The sequence below is a fragment of the Algoriphagus ratkowskyi genome (assembly GCF_002150505.1).
Taxonomy (GTDB): Bacteria; Bacteroidota; Bacteroidia; order Cytophagales; family Cyclobacteriaceae; genus Algoriphagus; species Algoriphagus ratkowskyi.
Genome location: NZ_MSSV01000002.1, coordinates 293,013 through 311,060 on the forward strand (window position 1 = coordinate 293,013; position 18,048 = coordinate 311,060).

12 protein-coding genes are annotated in these 18,048 nt (G+C 37.3%); 3 read left to right on the forward strand and 9 right to left on the reverse strand.

Going from position 1 to position 18,048, the window contains the following annotated elements:
* Positions 1-6: 6 nt before the first annotated feature.
* Positions 7-1,560: a terpene synthase family protein gene (locus BVH02_RS02930; RefSeq protein ID WP_086498728.1), complete on the reverse strand. Its 1,554-nt coding sequence runs from the start codon at positions 1,558-1,560 to the stop codon at positions 7-9.
* Between the two features lie 295 nt (positions 1,561-1,855).
* On the opposite strand from BVH02_RS02930, the gene BVH02_RS02935 reads away from it, so the two are divergent.
* Positions 1,856-2,302 (forward strand): MauE/DoxX family redox-associated membrane protein, encoded by a 447-nt coding sequence (locus BVH02_RS02935; RefSeq protein WP_086498733.1) that lies wholly within the window; start codon positions 1,856-1,858, stop codon positions 2,300-2,302.
* A 382-nt stretch (positions 2,303-2,684) separates the two neighbouring features.
* Positions 2,685-2,936 carry a DUF6520 family protein gene (locus tag BVH02_RS02940; protein ID WP_086498736.1) on the forward strand — a complete coding sequence of 84 codons (252 nt, stop codon included), beginning with the start codon at positions 2,685-2,687 and terminating at the stop codon, positions 2,934-2,936.
* A gap of 75 nt (positions 2,937-3,011) precedes the next feature.
* On the opposite strand, the gene BVH02_RS02945 is transcribed toward BVH02_RS02940, so the two are convergent.
* The 3 genes from BVH02_RS02945 to BVH02_RS02955 form a co-directional block, all read right to left on the reverse strand.
* Positions 3,012-4,361 (reverse strand): RagB/SusD family nutrient uptake outer membrane protein, encoded by a 1,350-nt coding sequence (locus BVH02_RS02945; RefSeq protein ID WP_086498738.1) that lies wholly within the window; start codon positions 4,359-4,361, stop codon positions 3,012-3,014.
* A 144-nt stretch (positions 4,362-4,505) separates the two neighbouring features.
* The gene (locus BVH02_RS02950; RefSeq protein ID WP_086498740.1) at positions 4,506-7,712 is read right to left on the reverse strand and encodes a SusC/RagA family TonB-linked outer membrane protein; all 3,207 of its coding nucleotides are present in this window, start codon (positions 7,710-7,712) and stop codon (positions 4,506-4,508) included.
* 13 nt (positions 7,713-7,725) lie between these two features.
* The gene (locus tag BVH02_RS02955; protein WP_086498741.1) at positions 7,726-9,396 is read right to left on the reverse strand and encodes a TlpA family protein disulfide reductase; all 1,671 of its coding nucleotides are present in this window, start codon (positions 9,394-9,396) and stop codon (positions 7,726-7,728) included.
* A gap of 808 nt (positions 9,397-10,204) precedes the next feature.
* Between BVH02_RS02955 and BVH02_RS02960 the strand changes: the two genes are divergently transcribed.
* The gene (locus BVH02_RS02960) at positions 10,205-10,417 is read left to right on the forward strand and encodes a helix-turn-helix transcriptional regulator (RefSeq protein WP_086498743.1); all 213 of its coding nucleotides are present in this window, start codon (positions 10,205-10,207) and stop codon (positions 10,415-10,417) included.
* Between the two features lie 109 nt (positions 10,418-10,526).
* On the opposite strand, the gene BVH02_RS02965 is transcribed toward BVH02_RS02960, so the two are convergent.
* From BVH02_RS02965 to BVH02_RS02985, 5 genes are all read right to left on the reverse strand, one after another.
* Positions 10,527-11,153, reverse strand: coding sequence for a hypothetical protein (locus tag BVH02_RS02965; RefSeq protein ID WP_143244177.1), 627 nt, complete (start codon positions 11,151-11,153; stop codon positions 10,527-10,529).
* A gap of 71 nt (positions 11,154-11,224) precedes the next feature.
* A complete protein-coding gene (locus BVH02_RS02970; RefSeq protein ID WP_086498747.1) occupies positions 11,225-12,172 on the reverse strand; it encodes a putative phage abortive infection protein in 948 nt (315 codons plus the stop codon).
* 10 nt (positions 12,173-12,182) lie between these two features.
* Positions 12,183-15,053, reverse strand: a complete 2,871-nt coding sequence (locus BVH02_RS02975) for a type I restriction endonuclease subunit R (RefSeq protein ID WP_086498749.1) — start codon at positions 15,051-15,053, stop codon at positions 12,183-12,185.
* A gap of 1 nt (position 15,054) precedes the next feature.
* Positions 15,055-16,803 carry an FRG domain-containing protein gene (locus BVH02_RS02980; protein ID WP_086498750.1) on the reverse strand — a complete coding sequence of 583 codons (1,749 nt, stop codon included), beginning with the start codon at positions 16,801-16,803 and terminating at the stop codon, positions 15,055-15,057.
* Between the two features lie 6 nt (positions 16,804-16,809).
* Positions 16,810-18,048, reverse strand: coding sequence for a restriction endonuclease subunit S (locus tag BVH02_RS02985; RefSeq protein WP_086498752.1), 1,239 nt, complete (start codon positions 18,046-18,048; stop codon positions 16,810-16,812).

Below are 18,048 nucleotides of genomic sequence, written 5' to 3' on the forward strand. Positions count from 1 at the left end.
ACTCACTCAGGTCGTCTTATACCTAGATGAAATTGATAGAGACCAATGGACGGAACCTGCTATCTTATATTTAATCTGTTTGAGGTATTTGAGGACTCCGTTGTTTTCAGGCCTGAATTCATCTCGCCAAATTCTATCCAGTTTCATAAATTCCTCGAGCACCGCGGCATGTTCATCCAGAATTGCCTGTTGAGCGGTTGTAAAATCCATCTTTTTATGATGCATCAAAAGCGCAATGATATTCATAAAGTCTCCCTGAGATTCTTCTTTATTGTAAGAAATCAGGTCATTGGAAAGATAGATCAGCTTAGCTCCCAACTGTCGTAGCTGATCTGTCCGTAGCCAATCAGCTCCATCACTTTTGAACTTATCCACGGATTCAAAGGAGCAAAGTGCGAGGGCTAAATTTCCACCGGAGAAATATGGACGGCTTTGCCGGTATTCGTCCAATGAAGGAGGATGACCGCTATCTTTATGTTCTGATTCGGCCTTGTTATATTTGAGATAAAGGAGAACCTCTGAGAATACCATATCCATTAGATCTGTATTATATGTGACCATTTCCTTAAATTCCGTTGCCAGATCCACAAATGCGTTTAGATATACAAAAATCCTTGAGGGAATGTATTCCATCTGTTTTTCATTGATAATAGCTTCAATTCCATTTAGCAGATAGCTCCAAAAGTTCGCTTTTTGTCCTACCGGCAAATTATCAGTCATGTCATCTAGATAGAACAGCCAGAGGTATAACTTGGATATCCACACCCCTTTCTCAAAATCAATTTCAGGATAAAGACAGGAGGATAAATAGCTGAGCTTTTGTTTTTTGTAATAATCTACTTCCTCATTGTTCCTGAAAATCGAATGGAAATTAATCGCCCATGACACTGACTGGTCTTCAATCTCTACTGCATCGTTGTGAACATAGGCTGGAAATGGACATTTAAGCAATTTTTCAAGTTGCTTATTCACTCTACTAACCTTCCCAATTTTAGGAAACGACTTTATACGAGCAGCGGTGGCGTAACTTACTCCCAGCAAACTTGCTTTCTCCTTATTGGTTAGGTCATATTTGAAAGAAGGAAATTTCTCCTCTATTACTCGGATTTTATCCCGATAATTCATCTGAGTAAACGCATGCCATTCGAAATCCGCATTGCGGACTTTTGCAATTTGGGATTTAGAAAAATCCGTAAAATCTGGGATTTCTTTTAGCAATAGCTCTTCATTGTGATATGAAAGACTGATGTAAACGGAATCGCCGAGTGCTTTGAAATGATATTTGCTGGGAATCTGCGTCTGGTAGGATTCGAAGTCCATAAAGACATCGCCAGGAAAGTATAGTCGGGACAATTTCCCGGTGTAGTACATCCCTATCAATCCTTTCACAAGAAATCTGGATTCATTTTCCACTGCACCTGCATCACGAATAATAATTTTTCTTTTAGCCTGTCGCAGGTCCAAAAATGGTACAAGCTTTTTAAAAGCTGCATCACCAACTTTACCTTCAAGACTAAAAAGGGTTTTTAGAACCTTTGGGTCCAATTCATACCTTTCCATAATGGTATATCCATAAGATGTAACAATACTTCCGATTCCTATACTTCTTGCCGAAGTTCCACAAATTCAATTGCCTTTACAGTTGATGATCAACTGTTGAATTTGCCTATTGCCTTTACTGAGTGAAAAAACAGTAGTTCATTTTAAATTCACATTACCTAAAAACCAAGTAATCAATGACTTTATTTTTCAAAAATTTCATAATTGTATAATTGATACACTTTTTAAGTTTACTACCCACCTTGTGAATTGCCTTTTTTTAAAAGCCTCAACTTCCCATCAAATATAAAACTGAATGGAAAACACAGAAAAATCAGCTATCCCAAGCACCCTGCTGATCCTCTTGTGGGGCTATACAGGGTTGGATAAATTTATCCGTTGGGAAGACAGCAGAAAAGCATTCCATAACCAGACCTTTCCGGCAGAGTTAGCGGAAATACTGGTCTATGCAGTACCGACTATTGAGTTGATGATTGCCATGCTCCTGCTCTTTTCATTTTCCCGATGGTGGGGATTTCTCGCAAGCACTCTCCTCCTTGCGGTCTTCACCACCTATGTGGGACTGATTTGGGTGGGAGCTTTCCCAAGGGTTCCCTGCAACTGTGCAGGAATTTTGGAAACACTGGGATGGGAAGCCCATTTCTTTCTGAACCTGGGCTTTATTCTAGTTAGCTCATTTGGGCTATGGTTTGAAAAAATTATCCAATCGAAAAAGCTATTACCTCAAATTAGGATGGAATAACAGTCTCATAATTAAAAAAGCTGAGGATCCCAAAGAATCTCCAGCTTTTGATCAATAAAAGGGTAATGCAACTTTTACTTAAGGATAAATTCACTTAAACTAATAAATAAGCTGTTCAAAAGAGGGGCAGGAAAAGGCACTATCCCACCCCAAAAAAATATTCTCATTGAAGAATTTACCATCCTTATTAAACTAACCCTGAATGGGTAGCAAATCATTACTTCGCCGCTCCAACAGATAGTAGATCGGAGCACTGTCTGAATCTGACGAAGAAAAGGGAGATGCCGAAAACCCTTTTTTAGAGTAGGCTAACAACCCCGCCATTTTTATGGCGAATAAACGGTTTTACCTGTTTTTGATCTGTTAAAAAACAGGACATATTATGAAAACTCTATTTAAAAGATTACCTGCCTTCGCCTTTGTATTGGCGGCATTCGCAGCCTTTGCATTCACGAGCCCCCAAGTAAGTGAATGGGGACAAATTGATGAAACAACTTTTGTGAATGTGACTGGTTTAACTCCAGGCCCTAGTACTTATCAGTGTGATTCTGATCCACAAGCATGTACCAGATCTGCAGCGAATGATTCAGCTCCAGTGATCAAACAAGGGCTTTTTATCAATAATATGGATTGATAATTTCGGACTTTAAACAAATAAAACATTAAAAGAGGGGAGCTTTACTCCTCTCTTTTTTTATACCTCCATCATTTAATCCAACTTTGGGTTTAGTGAAATCTCATTGGGAGGAATGGGAATAGTGTAACCGGATCCCTTGGGAAGTAGTGTTGCATCACTCTCATTATAACTTCTATTCAAAGTTATCGCATAAACAGGATCTTGATTTAAACGTCTCAAATCCATCCACCGAATACCTCTAAAAAGCAATTCTTTACGTCGTTCTGCCAATATTCTTTTCATTAATTCCGAACCTGACAATTCCAACTCCTCAAAAGAATTTTTGATGTATCTATTACTTAAAAGTCTATTTACATCTTGCAAAGCGATGTCCTCCTCCCCTATTCTAGCTGCTGCTTCAGCGCGATTCAAAAGCACTTCATCAACAGCAAGTCCTCCAAAATCATAGAAATCCCCAGAGTACCTGCTCACAAGATTAACGTAGCCTGCTGTTCTGGCCGTATCAAATAAAACTGTCTTTCTTAAATCAAGTGAATCATATAAATCATATAGTGCAGGATGCACAAATTGCTCTTTATTAAAGGTTATTCTGGTACTTACGACATTAACCTGATGAATGATCTCCGTATTAAAGCGGGGAAAAGTATAGGAATTCCCCGAAGACAATGTATTAAAGTTCATCAATTGATTACCAATAGAAAGTGCGATTCCAGCATGTTCGAAAACTTCATCATACTTCTGCATCACTAAATAAACCCTACTGAGCAAGGCTTCTGCTGACCATTTAGATGCTCGCGTCAGAATCTCCTGTTTATCGGGTAAATTGGCACTGGCAAAATCCAAGTCTGATATAATCAACTCATACACTTCTGCAGTATTGGAAAGCCCAGTCGCCAAATTGAGATCAGCTGAAGTTCTAATTGGAATAGCGGCTAATGAAGTTTGCTCAGGATCATAAGGTGCTGCAAAAACCTGCATAAGCGAAAAATGTCCAAATGCTCTGCTGAACATTGCCGCTCCTTGTAATTCCAATGCTCTTAGTCTTTCTGTTTCATTCCTTGGCTTAAAGTCTTTTAACCCATCAAGCACCAAGTTTGCATAATAAATCATTTGGTAATTGAGAGTCCAATCAATAACCAAGTCATTTTGGGAGTACACTTCTTTTTCCCAGAAATAAACAGCCCTCTCTTCGGGCGACATTATGGTCAACAGACTTGGCCCCAATACCATGTCATCTGAGCCCAAAAGAGCAAGCGAACCTGCTGAATTCAAATACCTGGGCTCGGCATCCAAAATAGCCTGAAAATCATCCAGCGAATTTGGAATTACCAAACTCTTTTGAGGCTTGGCATCCAAGAAATCCTCACAGCCTGTAAGCGATATCGCTACTAGAACTAATAATAACTTAACTAATTTATCCATCTTATTTGTAGGTTAGAATAAGAATCCAAGGGGGCAGTTCCTGTTTTGCAGAAAACTGCCAGAGAAAGAGTAGGAATCGGATTTATAAACCATATGAAGAAAGCCTCACTACATTCTTTATCTGTTCCCTTGAGATTCAAAAGTTTAGAAATCGACCCTTAGGCCAAAAGAATATGTTCGAGGTATTTGCGTATTTCGAAAGTCAGGATCCCTCACGTCCTTTGCTGACTTCCATAGAATCCCGAGATTATTGAGATAACTATACAGTTGAACCCTCCGAAATGGTAATCCAGGATAATTGGATTTATCAAAACTATAGGCTAACTGAATATCCTGGAGTCGGATATGATCCCCTTTCCTGACTTGTCCTGAGTGATGTAATTCAAAACTAGTTCTGTTGTTATTCACCACTAGTGGATCAGCCCCAATCGATGTGAACTTTTCATCCCCTGGATTTTGCCAACGTATAGCGTAATCTGCATGCTGAAATCCTCCTCTGTTTAAGCTGGAGTAATCAATAGTCTCTCGTTTGAAATAATAACCCAATCTATAGGATATATTCATGGACAGTTCCCATCCCCTCCACCCAACTTGATTTCTTAAAGCGCCAAAATGTGTAGGAATTGCAGATCCATGATACTCGAGATCTTCAATCTCAGTTTGACTAAGTATGGCAGAATAATTAGTAGAGGGCTCCCCATCCAAATAACCCAAAGGAGCTCCCGACTGAGGATCTAACCCTGCAAAGGGATAACTAAATAGGTATTGAAGTGGCTTACCTACTATTGGCGACGGAATTGCGAAAACACCTCCTCCACCATAGCTAGCTACATTCCTTACCAAAGGATCTTGGTCATATCGAGTCACCTTTTCCTGCATATAGGAATAAAATCCTGAAATAGTCCAAGAGAACTCCCCTTCTAAAATATGAGAAGTAAGTTCTACATCAGTTCCGTACGTTCTGGTATTTGCATAGTTCTTAGTGACTCTATTATTGCCAGATGAAGGAAAATAAGGTTGCTCACCAAATAAGTCCAACCCTTCCTTTCTGTAACCTTCTACAGAACCGCGCAAACGACTGCTGAACAATTCGAACTCCACACCTGCATTGATTATTTTGATTTTCTCCCATCTAGCTTGTGGGTTTGGTGGATTGAGAACACTTAACCAAGGCTGATTGACCCAGGGATTGAAAGACGCTCCGAAAAGTATAGCAGTAGTATAAGCAGTAGCTGCTGGATTCGTATTTCCGTTGAAACCATAACTAGCTTTCAATTTAAGATAGTCCAACCACGGTGCATCCATCCAAGACTCCTCTGAAGCGATCCATCCAATCCCAGCAGACCATAAAGGAACCCGCTTAAGGTTGGCTTCAACACCATATAGATTGGAGGCATCTGATCGGATTGATGCATTAAGCAGGTATTTGGACTTGAAGGTGTAGCCTGCATTTGCAAAATAAGAAAGGAATCGGTCTATGTTTCCATTGAAAGAATCAGCATAGTCAATGTAACTTTCAAAGCCTGTATTGAGCTGCCTGTAGAGTACTTGATAATTTATAGAGGTAGGAATACCGGTATCTGGATCATAACCATAGGCTCTGCTACTGTTGGAGTTGGATTGCAAGTCCTTTACTTCAAAACCGGCTAAAGCGATAAGTTCATGAGCAGTATTCCATTTTTGATTAAAATTGAGCTGCCCACGCAAGTTGTGAGACTGCTGGTTTGTAGTGCCATAATCATAGATAGCTCCTTCTGGCATATTTCTTTGAACCTCACCTGCTGTGCCAAATTCTGTGAACAGATTCACCTGATTTCTAACAAAATATGAACTCTCTGAATAGATCTGTTCCTGATGCAGCGAACTGTTCCAATACTGGTAATTCAATTGGGCTCCTAGACCTTTCCAAATCTTATAATCCAACCCTAGGTTAAGTCTGATTTCATTCTGCGTATTATGCAGTGGACTCAAGCCGATTTCTTCATACGGCCTATAGGCCCAGTCAAGAGCGCCTCGGTTCACAGCTTGCTGCTTAAAGCGCTCATTGAAATTCTGAAAGATAGGAAGTGCTTCTGCGCTATTTCCGACTAATCGATCATAAGGATTTAGACTATTGAGGTTGGGAAAACCGTCCTTTGAACTGTTTTGGATTAAATATGTCCCCAAATTCAGTTTCAATTTATCGGCAAAGAATTTCCAGTTTTGTTGCCCGTTAAGGGTAAATCTAGTGCGACTTCTAGTTACTTCAGTGTCTTCATTATGATCATAACCCACCGAAAACAAATAGGAATATCCCTCACTTCCTCCACTTAGATCTAAAGCATACTGCTGGTTCACTGAAGGACGATAGAAATAATCCTGCAAATCTCCTCGTACATCCTGATTTTGATAGAGTGACTTCCGCTGGGAAAGTTCTTCATCACTTAATTTACCATTGGTATTTGAAAACTGATCCTCTACCCAAGGAGAAATTGCCTGTTTATCGTAAGAATTATACCTGTTAGAATAGAATCCGGAGGAATACAGACGTTCTTCTACATCCAAAAAATCTTGAATAGACATTTTGGGAGCGTAATACTGATCCCAAGCTTCTCCTATGGTCACGTTTGAATTTAGTCTCACCTGAAGGGGTGTTTCAAAATTTCCTCGCTTAGTCTTAATTACTATTACACCATTTCCTGCTCTGGCTCCCCAAATCGAAGCAGCTGTCGCATCTCGTAGCACGGTGATGCTTTCCACATCATTAGGATTGATGTTTTCGATGGGGCCGTCATACGCCAGATTATCCACCACAATCAGGGGTTGGTTGTTGTATAAAAACGTGCTCTTACCACGTATGCTGATATTTTGCCCTGGGCCCCGGTCAGTACCATCCCTATTGAATATTAGTCCAGGAGTCACATCCTCTAGCCTATCCAAAATATTGGTACCTACTCTTCGATTCACCAATTTATTATCTACTTGAACAAATGATCCCGCAGATCGCTCGGCACTCAGTTCTTGAAAACCAGTGGAGACTACTTCCACAGAGGCTAAAGAAACCTCATCCTCCTGCAGAAAAATCTCCAAGGGATTTAAGATGGGGACGTGTATAGTAAGCTCTTTCGATACATAGCCTATATAGCTAAACACCAAAGTGTAAGTTCCCTTCTCTAATGATAGCGCAAATGACCCGTCATTTCCAGACACAACTCCCTTGGAAGTACCCTTTAATAATATGTTTACTCCTAACAGAGTCGTATTATTAGTTTCACTAAGCACTTTTCCCCGAATAGGAAGTAAGTCCTGCTGCATAGCATAACCATGAGCGCATAGCACCCACAGAATCATCATAAGTAGTGATTTTTTCATGTTTTGTTAAGATTTAGTGAGAAGAATTAATTGAGGGAGTTGATAGCACTTTCAGAAACCGATCTCGGTAGTCCTTATAGTCCTCCCCATTGAGATGAAAGGAAAGCACCCTTCCTTCCCCATCTATTAAAAGCGTACCTGGATAGCCTTGTATGTGGTATTTGTTTAGCCAAGCCTTATTTTCTGAAAGGGGAAAATTCAGGTTTATCAGCTCAGTATTGGAGTAGGTAGTTAGGCTAGATTTCCAAAGAGCCTGGTCGTCATCCACGGAGACTGCCACCAGCTGATAGTTGGCTAGCTCGGCAGTTTCCTGATAGAGTGGCAACAAATAGTTCTTGAAGTATTTTTCACTATTGGAACAGGTAGAAAAATAGAAATAGAATAGCGTGGCCTTTCCCTTAAAATCATCGAGAGTCCATTCCTTACCTGCTAAATCTTTCCAGATCACCCGATCAACTACCTGTCCAGTCTGATACTTTGCTAGCGTTTTATCGGCTAGTCTTTTCCAAGTATCAGACTTAATTAATACAGTATAGTTCTCCCAAAATTTTAGCTCATCAGCCGTAAACTTGATCCTATCCAAAAGATTACCAACTAGAAGCTTATCCAAAAATCCCCCTTGGAAATTCCCAGTCACAATAGTTTCGAAGGCCTCACCACTGATCATCCGGTCAAGCTTGACCCATTCACTCGCTAAGGAATAGTAACCTTGAGATATCAAGTTGGGCTCCAATGAATCCAGATCAATCTTGATCTTTCTGGAAAGCTCAGGCAACATCAAATTCATACGATCCAGCAATTCCCGCTGCCCTTTTATCTGTGGTATTCCGTACTGATATTGGCGAAAACTTCTGAGTATCTCAGCATAGTAATTGCCCACAAGATCCGCTTGGAGCAAATCAAACCGGTCAGAAGGTATGGCTGATTTAAAGACGAGTAATTGATTCCAGCCTGGGATTTTGGCATAGTCATCATCCATCAGTTGGCTGAATGCATAATCGGCTCCATCCATGCCCAAATCAAATATTTTAAGCTTTGGTCCAAACTCCTCTTGATACTGTTCCCATTGAGCTCGATTATCTTGCTGATTCAAAAAATTTTCCTTGTCCTGCTCCAACAGTATTCGAGAATTGAAGGTATTGTCACCTCCTCTTTTCGTCGCAAATTGGGCTTCCATCCAAACAGACTCAGGTCCTCCGAAAACTATATTCATTCTCCCCAAATCCATAGAAATCATGACCGAATCAGATGGATGCAGTAGGTAATCTTCCAATAAAACTCTGCCATCAAGAAGTAGAGAAACATAGACCATTGAATCCTGCGGGACTTGAATTCGGAATTTTTTCTTTTGACTATTTAGTACTCCATCTAGAAACATTCCCTGCTCCTGTATTAAAGTAACTTCCTGTTCACCAGTAGATATCCTACCAGAAAACTTCTGCTCAGCATATACCAGTTTCAGTGGCCCAAGTGAATCAGGATTAATTATCTCTCCATAGATCAAAGCCCCATTTTGAGCAGAAGAGATTCCTCCCTTCTGCTCTGAGCCGTTCCATGGGACCGCTTTGGGGTGATTGGCAACTTTACTTTCACTAAGAGAATTGGAATTGACATCCTGTGCCTGTATAGTACTTCCGACAACACATACCTGTCCTAGGAAGCATAAGAATAGAAATTTATGCATATGAGTGGATGCCCTAGCTCAATGGGAAACGAACACGCTTCATCACGGAATATGTCTGTTACGTAATGGACAAGTTTCTCCCAGCAAGCCTAAAAGGGCTTTATAAATGAGTAAAGAAATTAACTAAAGTAATGGAGCTGATGACCTGCTGCAGCAGATGATCTCCATCATCGTGTAACGTCACTCCCTGATCTGTGTGGATAGTCCCGAGACGCTTGCGGATTCGGGATCAATCAGAGAGAAAAAGTGCCCTGGTCCTTAAATCGGATTCTTGGGCTTCAGAGGATACAAGCGATCTACCGCGGCGATGCCGTGTTCCACTGGAAACGTGTAATAGGCTGCAATAGGTAATAAGCAATGTGACCCAATGCATAAAAGCGCAGACAGATCCTTCTTCCAGAATATTGATCCCGGGGAGCTACTTAATCCAGAAAAAATCAAGGTCTGTTCCATTATACTTGAGTTATTACTAAGTCATTTTGAAACATTCTATAAGTGAATATTTCAATCGCCGTGAAAGAAAAGGCTTCAACAAAATCTAGCAAAAGTGAGCTCACGCCGTAGCGTGAGCATTTTCACTTCACTTCTACTGTCTATGTTGAACGTTGGCAGTTTTCCTAGACGAGACTATAAAGTGCAAATGCATTCTAATAGATCCGATTCAATTACTGCTTTAATATAAATAAAAATTGATCTAAAACGCTACTTTATTTAATTAAAAAATAATTTATTTTATTTAGAACGCTACTTAAATGATCCTGTGATCATTTTTGTATTGTATATATTTGGGAAACTTGGCAGTTTTCTAATGGCAAAAACAATCTATAATAGGCTCAAAGCAGTCTTAGCAGAAAAAGGTGAAAAGAATAAAGAGTTAGCAGAACATTTAGGAATTGCTAATTCTACAGTCTCCAGATGGGCTACAAATGATTCTCAACCCTCAATTGAAAGACTTTTTGAAATAGCTAATTTTTTGGAGGTCGACGTGAGAACACTTTTGGTATCCAACTTGAAGTCTTGATTTATAAAGATCTAATTCATTTTTCTATTGAGAATGAAGTCTCAGAGCCAAAATAACCAGTGGCTGAATATCACTTATAAATCTCAAAAAATACTTTAGGCGTTAGTTTCTACAGAAGCTTCCCATAGCTCCAAAAAATGAAATCAAGTTTTTTGAACTCGGTAAGTCTATTACCTGGAAAAGATTTATCAAATTCAGCGAATATTGACGCAAAGAAATCTCTCTCTATAACATATGCGTAGGTTTTGCTAATTACTTCATGTCTTGTTGAATAGTCTTTCAATTTATCGTCAAAATCACCAATAGCGCTAGTGGCTGATCCAATAATGGCTTTCGAAACTTTAGAATCATAGATTGGATAACTAGGATCAATTAGATTGATCATCTTAGTAGTAAAAGAGAATTGAAAGCTATTCTTTTTTTTCAGTGTTAGAATTTCATTTAATGCTTCTAGAATTGGGACTGGATCGATAGATTCAAGAGATCTGTTTTGCTGCATAAGCTCAAAGTATTTCACCTTAAACTCTGCTGAAAGCCCTGCATTGTCCAACCTATAAAATGATCTGAATACAAATTGGAAAAAATAGTTTTTGGTAACATCTCCCCTATTAAACTCAGATGTAAGGAAATTGCAGACATCTATTGATTCCCTATCAAGGTTATTCAATATTTCAACTGACTTTTCTTGAACTCTAGTGATAAGCTTATCAGCTTCTTCTTTCTTAAATTCTTTCACAGACAACTTTGAAGTTTAAATAGTTGATAGATATCTTAAGTGAATATTCAAACAACATTTTTTAGATTAGTCTAGACTACCGGATAACCCTCTTCATATTCAAATACAATATTCGGATAGACGCTTTTAATGTCAATTTCTGACATTTCATCAATAAAATCTTTTGGTAAATTCTTTACTAATGAATACTCAGTAATCAGACCTTCTTTTAGCCATGGCTTACCTAATTTTGACATCGAATTAAAAAACAAAAGTGCTTGCTCATGATTCGATAGTTGAGCTCTTACAGTTTTAACGTAACCCTTCTTTTCATCCGAAGACAATTTATTATTCGAGTGGACGTAGGTTATAATTTGATATAAATGCCTGAAATAATGGCCTAACCTATGTTGATGCCCTTCAAAGGGTACAAATGCCAATTTCCTGAGCTTTTTGACTTTCTTTTTTTTCTTGTGTAATATGTCCGCCAGCCTTTCCATAAAATCATCACTATAGTCAGGCATTGATCTTTTCAGAACTCTTGTTGAATTTGGACCAGTACCATAAAACAAAACCATATAAGCCAATTCAATAATTTTTAAGTTATCAATAGTCACATTATTGATTCTTGCCTCACTCCTAACAATTTTTAAGATTTCTCTATATTCTCGAATTAATAATACAAAAACTTTACGCCCACTTTCATCTTCAAGTCGAATTTCAGACATATTTTCCTTATGCAATTTCAATAACTCATAAAACTTGTTTTCAAATTTTTCATGATTAGAATTATTTCGTTGCTCTTTAAAAGTAAAGTATATTAGCACAGCACTTATTAGAGTAAAAATACTACCTATAATCCCTCCTATATAATCTCCAAAAACACCCCAATCATTTGTGTTATTTGAAACACCACCTTCTCCGAATTGATCATAATATTTGTATATAGTCCAAGTGCAAAAAATAATACATAAACAAATGATAATCTCTAAAACATACCGTTTTAAGAATCTGTAACTCTTAATTAATAATTCTTCCATAAAACAATCTCTATGCGGCTAACCCATTTATAAATATCTCAATAAATCCTAAAATCTTTTCGGTAACTCTTTCTGCTATGCTGGCTCTTTCTTTTAGGGCTGGGCGAGTGTTCATCATCCCAATTACATCATCTCTCAATGGTTTTTTCTCAGTGAATAGGTATTTACCAATTACTTCTTGAAGCTTTTCGTTATCAAGGCTTTCGTCTTCACTTAGTTTCTTGAGCGCCTCTTTTCGTTCTTCATTCCAGTAGCTTTCAAATTCTTCTGGAACATCATCCGAATCAGCAATATAGGGTAAGTTTTCATTAATGAATTTCTCTATCAATTCACGTTTACTCCTCAGTTGAGTATCGCCGGCAATAATTTCTACTAAAGCCTGCTTCTGCTTTTCATGTTCTTGAGGCGAAGCATCTTTTAACTTAGCCAACAACTTCAAAATGTATGTTACATTGATTTCATCTCGATGAATCAATTCAAGTTCAAAGTCAATATCACTCAATATGGATACTTTTTCCTTTTGTTGATGAGACTTTGCCTTATCGAACAAATCAAGGTATTTGCTTTTATAGTCTTCAAAAGACTGCTCATTCATTGATAAATCGTCGAATTTGAATTCAGTGAATGTGGATAAAACATTCTTCAATCGCATGATTTCACGAAATGCTTGAATAAATGCCATTTCCTCCTCTTCACTTGGTAAATCGGTTACACTGTTTACTGTTGGGGCAATTGCAAGAAGAGCTGTAAATGAATGATTAAACTTGGCTACATACTCCTCATAAGGTTGGATAATGATTTCATCTTTGGCGTTGATGTTTGAGAAGAGTGTAATGGCCTGATCTGTTGCAGATTTTAGATTTCTAAAACAAACGATATTTCCTTGCGATTTAACTTCGTTCAGGATTCTGTTTGTTCTGGAATAAGCTTGAATCAAGCCGTGATATTTTAGGTTTTTATCAACATAAAGCGTGTTCAAGTGCTTACTGTCAAACCCGGTCAGGAACATATTTACCACCACCAAAACATCAATTTGGCGATGTTTTACGCGCTTTGCAATGTCGTTGTAATAGTTATAATAAGATTGATTGTCTCTGCTAGTGTAGTTTGTGCCAAATTGTTTGTTGTAGTGTATAATAAAGTTTTCTAATTCATCTTTGGTATGTTGAGAATTGTATTTTGCTTCTGGTTCAGCTGCCATTGATAGGCTTTCAGGCTGAGCTGGGTCAAAATCATCATCATCCATAAAGCCAACCGCTTCTTTGTCTTCCTCATTGGCGGAATAAGAAAAAATAGTTGCCAATCTCAGATTGTGCTTGCCTTCTTCTTTTTTCTGCAAAAGCAATTTATAATACTCAATTAAAGTAGGAACACTTGAAACGCAGAAAATAGCAGTAAACTCTCTGCTATGTGTTTTCCGATTATGATTTGCTATGATGTAATCGGTAATGTTATCTAATCGCACTGGTGCATTCATTACTTCAGCTTCATCTATAGCTTCTACGTTGATATCAAGAATATGGTCTTTCTTTTTAAAGGTTCGGATGTACTCCACGGAAAACTTCAACACATTTTCATCACGTATAGCATCTGTGATTACATACTTGTGCAAGCAATCTCCAAACAACATAGAAGTGGTTCGTTTTCCATATTTATTTGAAAATGCATTGTCTTCAAAAATTGGAGTTCCAGTAAAACCAAACATTTGGCAATTTTTAAAGAACTTATTGATGTTTTTGTGAGTATCGCTAAACTGACTTCTATGACATTCATCAAAAATGAATACTACACGTTCATTTTTGATTGCCTCCATCTTACTTAAATACTTTTTCTTACTAATGGCAGTATTTAGTTTTTGAATGGTAGTGACAATTAGTTTGCTATCGCCTGAAAGTTGTTTGACTAGCGTGCTGGTATTGTTAGTGCCGTCAATACTTCCTTGGCTGAATGAATTAAATTCTTTGGTAGTTTGATAATCCAAATCCTTTCTATCTACAACAAAAACCACCTTATGAACTTCTTTTAAGTTGGTCAAAATTTGAGCAGCTTTGAAGGAAGTTAAGGTTTTACCCGAACCTGTAGTGTGCCATACATGCCCGAACTTGGTTGTGGTCTTTACGCGTTCTACAATAGCTTCTACAGCATAGAATTGATAGGGACGAAGCACCATCAATATCTTTTGCGATTCGTTCAGCACCACATATTTCGTAATCATTTTTGAAATGTGGCAAGGCTCTAAAAACAATTCTGAAAATGAAGCCAATTGTGTAATCAATCGATTCTTTTCGTCTGCCCAATAAAAAGTTTGTTTGAATGAGCGGGCTTTTAAAGGGGCATTTGCATAGTACTTGGTGTTTACGCCATTGCTAATGACAAATACTTGTACAAACTGAAACAAGCCATGACCTGCCCAATACGAATGTCTTTCATAGCGATTAGTTTGATTGAATGCTTCTTTAAGCTCTAAACCTCTTCGCTTTAACTCTATTTGAACCAAGGGCAAACCATTGATGAGAATAGTGACATCATAACGATTTTTGTGGGCGCCTTCCATGGCGATTTGCTGCGTAACCTGAAATTGATTTTGGCACCAATGAATCTGATTGATGAGTTCAACCGTTTTGTTATCGCCTTGGGCATTGGTGTAGGGCACACGGTCTCGTAATATTTTAGCACGGTCAAATACATTGCCCTTGTTGATGTAGTTTAGGATTTGCTTGAAATCGTTTTCGCTTAACTGAACCTTGTTGTGTTTCTCTAATTGGCTTTTTAGATTAGACAACAAGTCATTTTCATCACGAATGGCCACCTTTTTATAACCCAATCTTTCGAGCTGGGTAACTAAGTTATTTTCTAATATTTGTTCTGGTTGAGAGGTCATGCTATTCTTTCATAAAATCAAGTAACAATGACTTTAGATTTTCGCGTGTCGTCTCTCTCTCATTCAATGATGGTTTGTTTTTTAGTAAATTAATCAGCTTGAAATCTTGAAACTCAACAAAATCAATAAAATGGTTGATCTGTTCTTTAGTTTCATTCTCGTTCAAAGAATATTCATTTACCATGTTGATGAATCTATTCAATCTATCTTCAGACCAGAAATCCTCAATAGATAAATCGATACTAAAATCTTTTGACAGTTCAAGTTTTTCAACTTCTGAAGTATGAGAAATGGATGTTTTCTTGAATTCAGTCATTCGCTTATACTTTTCAGAAATGTATTTGCTAACGTTAGTTAGGTCAGGATAAACAGAACCAGCATGAATATTCATTGATTCTAGTTGTTCTAGAAGCGGCTTTTTAGCATTAGAATCAATAACTATATGTTTTTTAGGCAGATCATTTAACTTTTCAAGAACATCTTCTCCGTCGCCCGCAAATATAAAATCACCACTTTGGTTATTGATTCTTTGATTCTTCGCCACACCCTTTAAAAAACTTATTCCTTTTAAAAATTCACTATCTGTAACTTCTTTTTTATAGAAAGATTCCAGGACATTAAGTTTTTTATCTTCAAAATGAAGGAGCTTGACAGTTTCATCAGGTTTGAAGGCATAAATCAATCCGTCGCTCTTTGCACGTTCCAAATTATTACATGCGAAAAAAATTGCTATAAGAGGGTTACGCGAAACGTCCAAAAGTCGAGTTGGCATTCCGAAATGCTGCATAGTTATCAATCGATCATATACACTATGATCCCCCTTAAAAGCTTCAGGTTTGAGTGACAGAATATCATAATACATCTCAGATTCGTACTTGAGAAAATTCGATTCACGTTTTATACTAGCGTCTAGAATCCAAGAAGCTTCAGCTTGTCCTCTATAGAATTCCGCATTATCGAAATCACTCATAATTTCCAATAATTCTCTAAGCTCTTCTTTTTGGGCACCACCTTGAATAGAAAAGACAAAGTGGATTTTTTCTTTATAGTCTTTATGGATGTATAAAGAATTAATCTTTTGTATCAGTTCATTGTTCTTATTCGATTCTGAAATGTCATCAATAAGTTTAATTTTTACATTTATTTCAGAAAATTGGGTTAAAGAGCTAAAATGTACATATTTAGGGTTTCTAAATTGTTTTCCAGTTTGAGTAGAATAGTTGACATAGGTAATCAGAAAGTTTCGCTTTTGAATTGAAATGGCTTGCTTTAATGAAACGCGATATTTTTCAACTTGATTAATTTGGTAAGCAGAATTATCATCCTGCTTTAAAGAATGTTCCTTTGTTAATTTAACAAAGTCTTCTTGATAATTTTCCTCTAGCGTTATTAAAAGCTGCCAAAAAATATACTCTTTAATATACTCATACCGCAGAGTTTGATCTTTCTTATTACTCTCGTTAAAAATCTTTACAAAATTGTTTAAGGTAAGATCATGACGATGAGAGTTTCTGTTTACATAGAAATAAACATCAATTCGATTAAAATACTCTTTACCCAAAGTGTTAAGATTATCTTTGATTGCAACCTCTAAATCAAAGAATTCAAATTTTAAATTATCCTCATTCACTAAAAAATCAGAATTCCAATAAAAATATTTCCTTGGAATTCCTTTTATATTTAATAAAGAACTGAAATAGGTCTCAAAACTTGATTCAATTTCTTTTTGTATTTGATTAAAATCTTTCATCTCTTTTTACACAAACATTTTTTGAAGTAAACCCGTTTTATATTCTTTTGTACCTTCTATTTCAGTCACAATAGATTCAAGTAAATCATCCAATGAATTCAGAAATTCAGCAATTTTTTTTTGTTCGTCTTCAATAGGAAGCAGAACAACTAATTTCATTAATTCTACTTTAGACATATTAAACCTTGTGCTTCCTTGTGCTAATTTTATTATTTCCCTTCTAAAGAGTTCGCTTCTGAATAAATAGCGAGAATATTCTGGAACTAGTTCAGTAAGTGAGTTTGGGCGAAATCCAAAACAGAAGCTATTCAAGTAAACTTCATCCACTTCATCAAGCAAAACAGAAGCTGTACCTATCTCATTTGGGGTTTCAGATGAAGTTGTAAAAAATATATCACCGTACTGTACCTTACTTTGGTTTTCTCCTTCTTCAATTTCAACAAGGCCAAAGTCCTCTAAATTAATTTTAGAGTTACCGAAAATCTGCATGTATTGTACATATGGCTTACCCTTTCCGAAATCGACTTTGGTTTTGCCAGTGAGTCCATTAAATGTGCTTCCGATTGCTCCCAACTTCTTCTCCTCCCAATTTGGAAAATCTTTTCCATTTTCATTTTTAAATCGAGTTTCTGGAGCCTGTCCGCCTTTTGGCGGAAATAGTTGCTGCATCAGGCCTTTTTTGTAATCCTCTAGTTTAGCTTTTTTCTTTTGCAAGAGTTGGATGCGCTTGTCAAAGACTGTTAAGAAATAGGCAATTTTTTGTTGTTCACTGTAAGAAGGCACATTCCTCTTTATGTCTGAAAAATCCTTAAAGTATAACCTTAGACGATCATCAGTTAGTCCATAAGAATAAGCCCAAAACAGATAGAGACTTCGTTTTTTGGCAAAGAGGTATGAATAAAAAGAAGAGTTCTGATTTTTTTTTGGGTGTAATACAACATATGCGGGACTCACCATAGATTCAGTGTGCGCAAGCCCAATTGCTCCCTGCCACATTCTCATCATATTATAAACTAAGTCACCAGAAACCACAGCCAAATTATCTTCTGCCTTTGCATTTTTTTGAATATTTCTCTCAAGAGAATCTCGAGAAATTAAACCATGTGCTTGAGAAACTGAATATATTGGTAATGAAGCATTTCCTTTTTTGCGACTATTTATAAAAACCTCTCCCATTTTCTTCTCATTCCAGAAATCTTCAAATTCAGGAAATCTTATTTTAGGTACAATATTCACTTGTGCCAT